The organism is Mycobacterium simiae, from assembly GCF_010727605.1.
GTDB classification, from domain to species: Bacteria; Actinomycetota; Actinomycetes; order Mycobacteriales; family Mycobacteriaceae; genus Mycobacterium; species Mycobacterium simiae.
The window spans coordinates 379,537-391,126 of record NZ_AP022568.1; the positions used below are offsets into that span (position 1 = coordinate 379,537).

At 69.4% G+C, this 11,590-nt stretch carries 11 protein-coding genes; 3 read left to right on the forward strand and 8 right to left on the reverse strand.

The features are described 5' to 3' along the window. Nucleotides 1-5: 5 nt before the first annotated feature. The 7 genes from aroC to G6N33_RS01635 all read right to left on the reverse strand — a co-directional run bounded on the left by aroC (nt 6) and on the right by G6N33_RS01635 (nt 7,456). Complete coding sequence (gene aroC / locus G6N33_RS01605) at nt 6-1,217, reverse strand: chorismate synthase (protein ID WP_044513262.1); 1,212 nt, start codon at nt 1,215-1,217, stop codon at nt 6-8. 62 nt (nt 1,218-1,279) lie between these two features. Continuing rightward, complete coding sequence (locus tag G6N33_RS01610) at nt 1,280-1,684, reverse strand: prepilin peptidase (protein WP_232069456.1); 405 nt, start codon at nt 1,682-1,684, stop codon at nt 1,280-1,282. Between the two features lie 10 nt (nt 1,685-1,694). Continuing rightward, on the reverse strand, nt 1,695-2,525 hold the full coding sequence (locus G6N33_RS01615; RefSeq protein WP_044511272.1) for a shikimate dehydrogenase: 831 nt from the start codon (nt 2,523-2,525) through the stop codon (nt 1,695-1,697). Continuing rightward, nucleotides 2,500-3,747, reverse strand: a complete 1,248-nt coding sequence (locus G6N33_RS01620) for an endolytic transglycosylase MltG (protein WP_101528808.1) — start codon at nt 3,745-3,747, stop codon at nt 2,500-2,502. The genes G6N33_RS01615 and G6N33_RS01620 overlap by 26 nt, the downstream gene beginning before the upstream one ends. Beyond that, the gene (gene ruvX / locus G6N33_RS01625) at nt 3,740-4,264 is read right to left on the reverse strand and encodes a Holliday junction resolvase RuvX (RefSeq protein ID WP_044511269.1); all 525 of its coding nucleotides are present in this window, start codon (nt 4,262-4,264) and stop codon (nt 3,740-3,742) included. The genes G6N33_RS01620 and ruvX overlap by 8 nt, the downstream gene beginning before the upstream one ends. Next, nucleotides 4,265-6,979 (reverse strand): alanine--tRNA ligase, encoded by a 2,715-nt coding sequence (gene alaS / locus G6N33_RS01630; protein ID WP_044511267.1) that lies wholly within the window; start codon nt 6,977-6,979, stop codon nt 4,265-4,267. An 87-nt stretch (nt 6,980-7,066) separates the two neighbouring features. Then, nucleotides 7,067-7,456 (reverse strand): secondary thiamine-phosphate synthase enzyme YjbQ, encoded by a 390-nt coding sequence (locus tag G6N33_RS01635; RefSeq protein ID WP_179962693.1) that lies wholly within the window; start codon nt 7,454-7,456, stop codon nt 7,067-7,069. A gap of 159 nt (nt 7,457-7,615) precedes the next feature. On the opposite strand from G6N33_RS01635, the gene G6N33_RS01640 reads away from it, so the two are divergent. Continuing rightward, nucleotides 7,616-8,239, forward strand: a complete 624-nt coding sequence (locus G6N33_RS01640) for a hypothetical protein (RefSeq protein WP_044511266.1) — start codon at nt 7,616-7,618, stop codon at nt 8,237-8,239. Between the two features lie 4 nt (nt 8,240-8,243). Here G6N33_RS01640 and G6N33_RS01645 read toward each other — a convergent pair whose 3' ends face one another. Continuing rightward, on the reverse strand, nt 8,244-9,608 hold the full coding sequence (locus G6N33_RS01645) for a replication-associated recombination protein A (protein ID WP_044513255.1): 1,365 nt from the start codon (nt 9,606-9,608) through the stop codon (nt 8,244-8,246). A gap of 188 nt (nt 9,609-9,796) precedes the next feature. On the opposite strand from G6N33_RS01645, the gene G6N33_RS01650 reads away from it, so the two are divergent. Beyond that, entirely contained in the window at nt 9,797-10,816 is a 1,020-nt protein-coding gene (locus tag G6N33_RS01650; protein ID WP_044511264.1) for a DUF2189 domain-containing protein, read from the forward strand. A 16-nt stretch (nt 10,817-10,832) separates the two neighbouring features. After that, nucleotides 10,833-11,570 carry a hypothetical protein gene (locus G6N33_RS01655; protein ID WP_196806431.1) on the forward strand — a complete coding sequence of 246 codons (738 nt, stop codon included), beginning with the start codon at nt 10,833-10,835 and terminating at the stop codon, nt 11,568-11,570. Nucleotides 11,571-11,590: the final 20 nt, after the last annotated feature.

The following is an 11,590-nucleotide window of genomic DNA, read 5'->3' on the forward strand; positions in this document are numbered from 1 at the left end:
CGCGCCTACCCGGACGCCCGGGCGCGGGCCGCCGGTGCCTCGCGCTCGGCGACCGCACGCTGGTAGGCCTCGATGTTGCGCCGGGTCTCGGCCAGCGAATCACCGCCGAATTTGTCCAGCGCGGCGCGGGCCAACACCAACGCCACCATCGTCTCGACGACGACGCCGGCGGCCGGCACCGCGCACACGTCGGACCGCTGGTGGATCGCGACGGCCTCATCGCCGGTGGCCATGTCGACGGTGGCCAGCGCCCGCGGCACGGTCGAGATGGGCTTCATCGCCGCCCGCACCCGCAGCGCCTGCCCGTTGGTCATGCCGCCTTCCAGGCCGCCGGCCCGGTTGGTGGAGCGCACCACGCCGTCCGGGCCGGGATACATCTCGTCGTGGGCCTGGCTGCCGCGCCGCCGGGCCGTCGCGAAGCCGTCACCGATCTCCACACCCTTGATCGCCTGGATGCCCATCACGGCCGCGGCCAGCTGACTGTCCAGCCGGTTGTCGCCACTGGTGAACGAGCCCAGCCCGATCGGCAGGCCCAGCGCGACGACCTCCACCACCCCGCCGAGGGTGTCGCCGTCCTTCTTGGCCGCCTCGATCTCGGCGATCATCGCCGCCTCGGCCGCCGTGTCGTAGGCCCGCACCGGGCTGGCGTCGATGGCGGCCAGGTCGCCGGGCCCGGGCGGCGGGCCGTCGTAGGGCTGCGACGGGCCGATCGAGACGACGTGGGAGAGCACCTCGACACCGAGGGCTTGGCGCAGAAATGATCGGGCCACAGTGCCGGCCGCGACGCGGGCGGCGGTCTCGCGCGCGCTGGCGCGTTCTAGCACCGGCCGCGCATCGTCGAAGCCATATTTGAGCATGCCGGCGTAGTCGGCGTGGCCGGGCCGCGGCCGGGTGAGCGGCGCGTTGCGCGCCGAGTTCTCCAGGTCGGCCGGGTCGACCGGGTCGGCGGCCATCACGGTTTCCCACTTCGGCCACTCGGTGTTGCCGATCTCGATCGCGATCGGTCCGCCCAGGGTCACGCCGTGACGCACCCCGGCCAGCACCGTGACCGCGTCCCGCTCGAAGGCCATCCGGGCGCCGCGGCCATAGCCGAGGCGGCGGCGCGCCAACTGGTCGGCGATTTCGGTGGACGTGACCTCCACCCCGGCGACCATGCCCTCGACCACCGCGACCAGCGCGCGGCCATGGGATTCCCCGGCAGTGATCCAACGCAACACGAGTGCCATTGTCCCATGGGCGGCTGCGCGGACTTAAATCCGCGCTGCCACCGATTCCGGGGTCAGGACGCCAGCATCGCCGCGCCGGCGGTGGCCACACACATCGACGGCCCGTGCGGCACCGGGCCGCCCCGCAACACCGCCGCCAGCACCGCGGTCAGCAGCGGCGCGGTCACCGCGGCCAGGAACCACACCGCGGCGCCGAAGCAGCCGGCCAGCCCGCCCAGGCCGAGTGCCAGCTTGACGTCGCCGGCCCCCATCCCGGCCGGCGCCACGGCATGCACCACCAGGTACAGCCCGGCCAGCGCCGCCGCGCCGAGCAGCGCCGGCAGGCCCCGGCCCGCGATCAGCGCACCCGCACCGACAGCGGCCGCGCCGGGCAGGGTCAACCAGTTCGGCAGCCGGCGCCAGCGGATGTCGTAGCCGCTGAGCACGGCCATCCACAGCACCACCGCCCCCGCCAGCACGGGGCCGACGCTAGCGCAGTGCGGCGCTCATCGCCGCTCGCGGCGCGGGCAACCCGGTGAATTGCTCGACCTGTGCGAACGCCTGATGCAGCAGCATTTGCACGCCGTTGATCACCCGCCCGCCGGTGGCGGTCACGGCGGCAGCCAGCGGGGTGGGCCATGGGTCGTAGACGGTGTCAAGCAGCACCGGGATAGTCGCGAAGGTGCCGGCATACCGGGCCGCCACCTCGGCCGGAATGGTGCTGACTAGTACCTCCGCCGCCGCGACCTCGTCGGCCAGGCCACTGGCGTCGGGGCTGTCCAGCTCGCAGAATCGGGTCGGCACGCCGACCCGGGCGCCCAGTTCGACCAGGCGGGCCGCCTTGTCCGGGTTGCGGGCCACCACGGTGATGCCGCGGACGCCGAGCTGCGCCAGGCCCACCACCGCCGCGGGAGCGGTCCCGCCCGATCCACAGACCAGCGCCCATCCCGAGGCCGACCCGATCGCGCCGCTGACGCCGTCGATGTCGGTGTTGTCGGCACGCCAGCCGTGATCCGTGCGGACCAGCGTGTTCGCCGATCCCACCTGGGTGGCGCGTTCCGTGCGCTCGTCGGCGAACTCCAATGCGGCGAATTTGCCGGGGGCGGTCACCGACACGCCGACCCACTGCGGACCGAACCCGCCGACCACCCCCGGCAACTGCTCGGCGTCGCACTCGATGCGCTCGTAGGTCCAGTCGTGCAGGCCGAGCGCCCGATAGGCGGCCAGGTGCAGCTGCGGGGATTTCGAATGCGCAATCGGCGACCCGAGCACCGCCGCCTTTCGCGGGCCCGCGTCAGCGGGGGGTGCTGTCGAGGACACCGTTGTGCTTGGCCAGCTCGATATTGGCCAGATGCTGCTTGTAGTCGCGGGTGAACAGCGTGGTGCCCTGGCCGTCGATCGTGACGAAGTACAGCCAGTCCCCCGGTTCGGGATGCTCGGCCGCGCGCAGCGCGTCGATGCCCGGCGAACAGATCGCGGTGGCGGGTAGCCCCTGGGAGACGTAGGTATTCCACGGTGTCTTCTGCGCGCGGTCGGCGTCGCTGGTCGCCACCTCGCGACGGTCCAACGGATAGTTCACCGTCGAGTCGAACTCCAGCGTGTGGCGGGCGTTGAGCCGGTTGTAGATGACCTGCGCCACCTTCGCGAAGTCCGGGGAGTTTGATTCCTGCTGCACCAGCGACGCCACGACCAGGATGTCGTACGGTGACAACTTCAGGGCCTGCGCGGTGTCCAGCAGCCCGGACTGCGCATACACCACGGCACCGGCGCTGATCAGGTTCGTCAGGATCTCCTGGGCCGGCGCCGACGGGTCGACGTTGAAGGTGCCGGGCGCGATCAGCCCCTCGATCCGACGGTGATCGCTGCCGAGCTCGGTGACCGGCTGGATCGCCCACGCCGGCACGGACAGCACGTTAGGCGGGGTGTTGCCGGCGGCCGCACGCAGGTCGGCCACCGAGACGCAGTGCGTGTTGCCGTCGAGATCCACACAGCTGGCGCGGGAGATCAGGGTGAGGATCCCCGGCGTCACCACGTTGGTCTTCATGTCGGTGGTGTCGTCGAGCTGGCGGCCTTCGGGGATGACCAGCTTGCCCACCCGGTTGCCGGGGTCGGTCAGCCGCGCGACCGCCGACGCCGCCGGGATCTCGGTGCGCACCCGGTAGTAGCCCGGCTGGATCGAGTTGATCGCCGCGTTGCCGTGGGCGGCGTTGACGAAGGCCCGGACGGTGGCGACCACACCCTGGTTGTGCAGCGTCTCGCCGACGTTCGTGGTCGAGTCGCCGGCCTGGATCTGAATCACGATGTCGCGCTTGCCGTCTCCGCTGTAGTCGTCGCCGGTGCCGAACATCGTGTGCCACATCTTGGCGCCGACGAACACCGCGGCCACGACGATCACCACGAGCACGCCCAGCACGATGCGGCCGGTGAACCGGCGCCGCCGACGCCCGCGCTCGGCCCGGATGCGGGCCATCCGGCTGGACCGGGTGCGGGGTGGACCGACCGCAGTCGGCTCGGCCCGTTCGTCGCGCGCGCTGTCAACCATCGACAGGATCCCCCGACTCGGTCTCGGAGTCGCGCACGGCGGCCCGGCGCTGATCGAGCCAGCTCTGCAGGATCGCGACGGCCGCGGCCTGATCGATCACGGCCCGCTGGGCCTTGGCCCGCACCCCGGCCGCGCGCAGCGAGCGCTGTGCGCTGACGGTGGTCAGCCGTTCGTCGGCCAGTCGCACCGGCGTCGGCGCCACCCGCCGGGCCAGCGCCTCGGCCACCTCGATCGCGTCGAGTGCCGACGGTCCGGTGCGGTCGGCCAGTGTCCGGGGCAGGCCGACGATCACCTCGACCGCCTGCAGTTCGGCGACGAGCTCGGCCAGCCGTCGCAGGTGCTTGCCGGACCGGTCCCGGCGCACCGTCTGCACCGGGGTGGCCAGGATGCCGTCGGGATCGCTGGCCGCCACGCCGATGCGGACGGTACCCACGTCGACACCCATCCGACGGCCCGGCCCGACATCCTGATTAGGGTCGCCGGGCCGGTCGGGCAAGCGATGCTGTGCCAACTCCACTCAACCGACCCGCGCTATCGCGGCGATCTGCGAACGCAGTGCGTTCAGCGCCGCATCGATGCCGGTCGGATTCTTGCCCGAACCCTGCGCCAGGTCGGGCTTGCCGCCGCCGCGCCCGTCGACGGCCACGGCGAGCTCTTTGACCAGGTCATTGGCGCGCAGCCCGAGCTCTTGGGCGGCCGGATTGGCGGCGACGGCATACGGCACGCTGTCGGCTTCGCCTTCGGCGATCAGCGCCACCACCGCGGGGTCGCTGCCGAACTTGCCCCGGATATCGCCGACCAGGGAGCGCAGCTCGCCCGCCGTCATCCCGCCGGACATTCGCTGCGCCACCACACGGACGTTACCGATCCGCTCGGCGCCGGCGGCGGCGTTGGTCGCGGCGGCCCGGGCACCAGCCATCCGGGTCCGCTCGAGTTCCTTCTCGGCGGCCTTGAGCCGCTCGACCAGATTGGCCACCCGGGCGGGCACCTCGTCGGACGGCACCTTGAGCGACGACGCCAGTCCGGCCATCAGGGCGCGTTCCTTGGCCAGGTGCCGAAACGATTCCAGGCCGACGTAGGCCTCTACCCGTCGCACCCCGGACCCGATCGACGACTCGCCCAGGATGGTCACCGGCCCGATCTGCGCCGAGTTGTGCACGTGAGTGCCGCCACACAGCTCCAGCGAGAACGGCCCGCCGATCTCCACCACCCGCACCTGGTCGGGATAGGCCTCGCCAAACAGCGCCATCGCGCCCATCGCCTTGGCTTTCTCCAGCCTCTCGGTGAAGGTGTGCACCTCGTAGTCGGCCTGCACAGCCTCGTTGGTGACCTCTTCGATCTGGCTGCGCTGGTCATCGGTGAGCGAGCCTTGCCAGTTGAAGTCGAAACGCAGGTAGCCCGGGCGGTTCAATGATCCGGCCTGAACAGCGTTGGGGCCCAACACTTGTCGCAGTGCGGCGTGCACCATGTGGGTACCCGAGTGGCCCTGCGTCGCCCCTTTGCGCCAGCCCGGGTCCACCGCGGCGACCACGGTGTCGCCCTCGACGAACTCACCGGACTCGACGTTGACGCGATGTACCCACAGGGTTTTGGCGATCTTCTGCACGTCGGTGACCGCGGCCCGGGCGCTCGCGCCGGATCCGGTTCCGCTGATGGTGCCCTCGTCGGCGATCTGGCCACCCGACTCGGCATACAGCGGGGTGCGGTCCAAGACCAGCTCCACCCGCTGCCCGTCACCGGCTCCCCCGGTGGCACCGTGTGCGACCACCGGCACCCGCTTGCCGTCCACGAAGATGCCCAGAATCCTTGCCTGAGAGCTTAATTCGTCGAATCCGGTGAATTCGGTGGGCCCGGCGTCGACCAGTTCGCGGTACGCACTCAGGTCGGCGTGCGCGTGTTTACGCGCCGCGGCGTCGGCCTTGGCCCGCCGGCGTTGTTCGGCCATCAGTTCCCGGAAGCCCAGCTCGTCGACCTGCAGCCCGGCCTCGGCGGCCATCTCCAGGGTGAGCTCGATCGGGAAGCCGTAAGTGTCATGCAGGGTAAAGGCGTCCGAACCCGAAACCGTGTTCTTGCCAGCCGATTTGGTACTGCCCGCCACGTCGTCGAACAGCTTCGAACCTGAGGCCAGGGTGCGGTTGAACGCGGTCTCCTCGGCGACGGCGATACGGCGGATCCGGTCGAAGTCCTCGACCAGTTCGGGATAGGACGGGCCCATCGCGTCGCGCACGGTAGCCATCAGGTCACCGACGACCGGGCCCTCGATGCCGAGCAGCTTGGCCGAGCGCACCACCCGGCGCAGCAGCCGGCGCAATACATAACCACGGCCGTCGTTGCCCGGGCTCACCCCGTCGCCGATCAGGATCGCGGCGGTGCGGCTATGGTCGGCGATGATCCGGTAGCGCACGTCATCGGCGTGGTTGCCCGCGTCATAGCCGCGCGGTGCGCGCTCGGCCACCATGTCGATCACCGGCCGCAACAAGTCGGTCTCGTAGACGTTGTGCACACCCTGCAGGATGAACGCGACCCGTTCCACACCCATGCCGGTGTCGATGTTCTTGCGCGGCAACGGCCCGAGAATCTCGAAGTCGTCCTTGCTGGTGCCCTCGCCCCGCTCGTTCTGCATGAACACGAGGTTCCAGATCTCGATGTAGCGGTCCTCGTTGGCGATCGGCCCGCCCTCGACGCCGAACTCCGGCCCCCGGTCGTAGTAGATCTCCGACGACGGGCCGCACGGCCCAGGAATGCCCATCGACCAGTAGTTGTCCGCCATACCGCGGCGCTGGATCCGCTCGGCCGGCAGACCGGCGATCTGCTGCCACAGCTGCACGGCCTCGTCATCATCGAAATAGACTGTGGTCCAGATCTTTTCGGGATCCAGCCCGTACCCGCCGTCGGCGACGGATGTGGTCAGCAGGGACCAGGCCAGCTCGATGGCCTCCCGCTTGAAGTAGTCGCCGAACGAAAAGTTGCCGGCCATCTGGAAGAAGGTGTTGTGCCGGGTGGTGATGCCCACCTCGTCGATATCCGGGGTGCGGATGCACTTCTGGATGCTGGTGGCCGTCGCGTACGGCGGTGTGCGCTGCCCCAGGAAGAACGGCACGAACTGGACCATGCCGGCGTTGACGAACAACAGGTTGGGGTCGTCGAGGATCACCGACGCGCTCGGCACCTCGGTGTGGCCCGCCTTCACGAAATGATCAAGAAATCGCTTCCTGATCTCGTGTGTCTGCACTCTTTTCCGCTTCTTCCTGATATCGGCTGTTCGAAGCTGTTTCGAACGCACACAGTACCGGCCCCGGCGCAGCCACCGGGCCGGCAGCTAGCCCCGGAGAAAGCTCAGCCGGACCGACCGTCGCGGGTTGTCGCGGTTGAGGTCGACCAGAACGACGCTCTGCCAGGTGCCCAGCTGCGGTTCGCCGGCCGCGACCGGGACCGTCACCGACGGTGCGACGATTGCCGGCAACACGTGGTCGGCGCCGTGGCCGGGTGACCCATGCGCATGGCGATAGCGGTCATCGCGCGGCAGCAGCCGCTCCAGCGTGTCGACCAGGTCGTCGTCGGAACCGGCGCCGGTCTCGATGATGGCGACCCCGGCCGTTGCGTGCGGGACGAACACGTTGCACAAGCCGTCCCCGCAGGAGAAGCAGAACCTGCGCACCGCGTCGGTCAGATCGACGATGCGCCGATCGGTGGTGTCCACCTCGAGCACGTCCGTATCCATCGAATCAAGACTACGGCGCGGCGTCGGCGCCCGCTGCCAACCAGCGGCGGCCAGGCCATTGCCACCGGTAATCCGGAAGAGGAAGGTAGTCGGTGGGACCGGTGGCGCCACCGGGGGCGCTGCTGGCGAACACAGCAGGGAGCCATCGTGTACGCACGTTCTTTCACCATCGACGGGCAACCACTGTCGGTCGACATCGGTATCGCCCACGTTCGCGACGTCGTCATGGCGGAAATGCAAGAGATCGACGGATACGTCGGGATGTCACTGCTGGTCGACCGCCAGTCCGGGCGCTGCATCGCCACCAGCTCGTGGGACTCCATCGCGGCGATGCGCGCCAGCGCCGAGCGGGTGGCGGTGATCCGCGACCACGTCGCGTTGATGTTCGATGGCAGCGCCAGCGTCGAAGAATGGCGCATCGCCTCGCTGCACCGCCGGCACCGCTCACCCGAGGGTGCGTTCGTGCGCGCCACCTGGCTCAAGGTGGTGCCCGACCAGCTCGAGCGATCGATGGACCTCTACCGCATGGCGGTGCTGCCGGAGATGGAGACGCTGGAAGGGTTCTGCAGCGCCAGCTTGATGGTGGACCATCCGGCCGGCCGTCGCGCGGTGTCCTGCTCGACGTTCGACAGCCAGCTGGCGATGGCACGCAACAGCGAGGCCGCCGGGGAGCTGCGCAGCCGGCGGGCCCGCGACCTGGGCGCCGAAATCGTCGACGTCGCCGAGTTCGAGTTGGCGATCGCCCGACTCAGCGTGCCCGAGCTGGTCTGAGCCGTCAGCCGCGCTTGCGCCGGATGATCGCGCGCAGCCGCTCCAGCCGCCCGGTGATCTCGCGTTCGACGCCGCGCCCGGTGGGCTGGTAATAGTCGACGCCCACCAGGTCGTCGGGTGGATATTGTTGGGCGACAACACCATCCGGGCTGTCATGAGAGTATTTGTAGCCCTGCGCGTTGCCGAGTGCCGCCGCGCCCGAGTAGTGGCCGTCGCGCAGATGCGCCGGTACCAGGCCCGCCCTGCCGGCCTTGATGTCATTCATCGCAGCGGCCAGCGCGGTGGTCACCGCGTTCGATTTCGGTGCAGTGGCCAGGTGAATGGTGGCATGCGCCAATGTCAGCTGCGCCTCAGGCATGCCGATCAGCGCGACGGTCTGCGCGGCGGCCACCGCGACCTGCAGTGCCGTCGGGTCGGCCATGCCGATGTCCTCGCTGGCCAGGATCATCAGCCGGCGCGCGACGAACCGCGGATCCTCGCCGGCCACGAGCATGCGGGCCAGGTAATGCAACGCTGCATCGACGTCAGAGCCGCGCACCGACTTGATGAACGCGCTGATCACGTCGTAGTGCTGGTCGCCATCGCGGTCGTAACGCACCGCGGCTTTGTCCAATGACTGCTCGACGGCCGCGACGGTCAGCTCGCCCCCGGGCTCGACCGCCTCGGCCGCCACCTCGAGCGCGGTCAGGGCCCGGCGGGCATCGCCGGCGGCCAACTGCACCAGCAGGTCGACGGCCTCGGACTGCACCGCGATCTGACCGCCCAGACCGCGGGGGTCGTCGATCGCGCGCTGCACCACGGTACGGATGTCGTCGGCGGTCAACGGGCGCAGCTGCAGGATCAGCGACCGCGACAGCAGCGGCGCGACGACCGAGAACGACGGGTTCTCGGTGGTCGCCGCGACCAACAGCACCACCCGGTTCTCCACCGCGGAAAGCAACGCGTCCTGCTGGGTTTTGGAGAACCGGTGCACTTCGTCGATGAACAACACCGTCTGTTCGCCGTGCAGTAGGCCCCGGCGGGCGGTCTCGATGACGGCCCGGACGTCTTTGACGCCCGCCGACAACGCCGACAACGCCTCGAATCGGCGGCCGGTCGCCTGGGAGACCAGCGCTGCCAACGTCGTCTTACCGCTTCCCGGCGGGCCGTAGAGAATGGCCGAGGCTACCCCCGACCCTTCGACCAGGCGGCGCAGCGGCGAACCGGGTGCAAGCAGGTGGTCCTGACCGACTACCTCGTCCAGCGACGCCGGCCGCATCCGCACTGCCAGCGGGGCGCCGGCCGGGGCGGCCGGGGCGGTATAGCCCGGACCGCCCAAAGACGATTCGCCGGGCAGGTCAAACAGACCGTCGGACACGATTTCAGGCATACCACGCGGACCGGACATGTACGCCGCGACGGCGGCGCGAGCCGGCGCCGGACGCCGGGAAAACAATCAACGCAGGCAAACGTCAATCCTCGCTCCGCGGCCGCATATTTGCTAAGTTCCGCATTGCCAAGTTCTCCGCGCGTGTGCCCGCAAGCTCCTCCCACAGCGACAGCGAATCAGGACGGCAAATGAGCCAGCCACCCGAACACCCAGGCGATCCGGCCGGCCCCGACGGCGGCGACCACAACCCGTCCGGCTATCCACCCCCGCCTCCGCCGCCGGGTTATGGCGCACCCCCGCCGCCGCCGGGCCATGAGACACCGCCGCCGGGCTATGGGACACCACCGCCGGGCTATGGGACACCACCGGGTTATGGCGCACCCCCGCCGCCGCCCGGCTATCCACCACAACCCGGCGTTGGCAGCCCCTATGGCGCCCCGCCGTCGCCGCAATTCGACGTCGGTGCGGCGGTGAAGTGGTCGTGGGCGAAGTTCACCCAGAACGCCGCGGCGCTGATCGTGCCGGTGTTGGCCTACGCGGCGGTGATCACCGCAGCCATCCTGGTGGTAGCGCTGTTGCCGATGGCGTTCGGCCAGAGCACCAGCACGACCTACACCGACAGCTTCGGCCAGACCACCAACGGCGTGGAAATCGCGTACGGCCCGGCGTCCATCGCCGTGATGATCGTCGGCTACATCCTGCTGTTCGTCGTGGTGGTGTACATGCATGCCGCATTGCTGACCGGCGGCCTGGACCTGGCCGACGGTAAACCGGTGAGCATCGGATCGTTGTTCAAGCCGCGCAAGCTCGGCACGGTGTTCGTCACGGCCCTGCTGATCGCGGCCGGTGTCACCGTCGGCTCGATCCTATGTTTCGTCCCCGGCCTCATCTTCGCGGTCGCCACCTTGTTCGCATTGACGTTCGCGATCGACCGGTCGCTGTCGCCGGTGGAATCCATCAAGGCCAGCATCGCGACCGTCCGCGCCAACATCGGTCCGTCGCTGCTGTCCTGGCTGGTGCAGTACGCGGTGGTGCTGGTGGGCGAATTGTTGTGCGGGGTGGGCATTATCGTGGCCCTCCCGGTAGCCGCGCTGATCCAGGTCTATACCTACCGCAAGCTTTCCGGCGGTCAGGTCGTCTCGCTGGAGCAGCCCGGTTACCAGCCGGGACCGCCGCCCGGGCCGCCGCCCGGACAGCAGTTCGCCTAGTCGGCTTCGCCGCGCAATGACCGGACCCGCACAGCATCCCGGCCGTATCGGCATCGCGTTTGGCTGGGCGTGGAACGCATTCACCCGCAACGCCATAGCGCTGATCGTGGCGACCGCCGGCTACGGCGTGCTGTTCGCCGCGGCCTCCACGCTGAACTTCCTGGGCCAGAACATGAGCACCAACTTCACCAAGTTCGACTTCACCGACTACAACTTCTCGATGGACTTCAGCCCCACCGGAGTGGCCGTCATCGGACTGGGCTACGTCGTCTCGCTGATCGTGACCGCGTACGCCCAAGCCGGGTTCTTCTCCGGCTGCCTGGACATCGCCGACGGCAAGCCGGTGAACGTCGGATCCTTTTTCAAGCCACGCAACCTTGGCATGGCGTTTCTGGCCGCATTCCTGGTCAGCGTCGTCACCGCGATCGGGTATGCGGCATGCTTCCTGCCGGGCCTGCTGGTGGTGATCTTCACCCAGTTCACCATCCTGTTCGTGGTCGATCGCTCACAGTCGGCCAGCAAGGGCTTCACGTCAAGCGTCGCCTTGGTCGGGTCCAATTTCGTCGCCGCGCTGCTGGTGTGGCTGCTGTCCGTGGCGGCGATCGTCCTCGGCTCGCTGGCGTGCGGCATCGGCCTGCTGGTGACCGTCCCCATCGCGGCACTGATCATGACCTACTCCTACCGGACACTTTCCGGTGGTCAGGTCGCACCGCCGGCACCGCCGGGACCGCTGCCGAGACCGCTGCCCGCGTAGCGAACCCGCCCCGGCCGCCC

Coding starts and splice junctions, on each gene's coding strand:
- G6N33_RS01655 (WP_196806431.1), top strand. CDS start 10,833: ATGACCGGACCCGCACAGCATCCCGGCCGTATCGGCATCGCGTTTGGC.
- G6N33_RS01620 (WP_101528808.1), bottom strand. CDS start 3,747: ATGGTTGACAGCGCGCGCGACGAACGGGCCGAGCCGACTGCGGTCGGT.
- G6N33_RS01645 (WP_044513255.1), bottom strand. CDS start 9,608: ATGCCTGAAATCGTGTCCGACGGTCTGTTTGACCTGCCCGGCGAATCG.
- G6N33_RS01650 (WP_044511264.1), top strand. CDS start 9,797: ATGAGCCAGCCACCCGAACACCCAGGCGATCCGGCCGGCCCCGACGGC.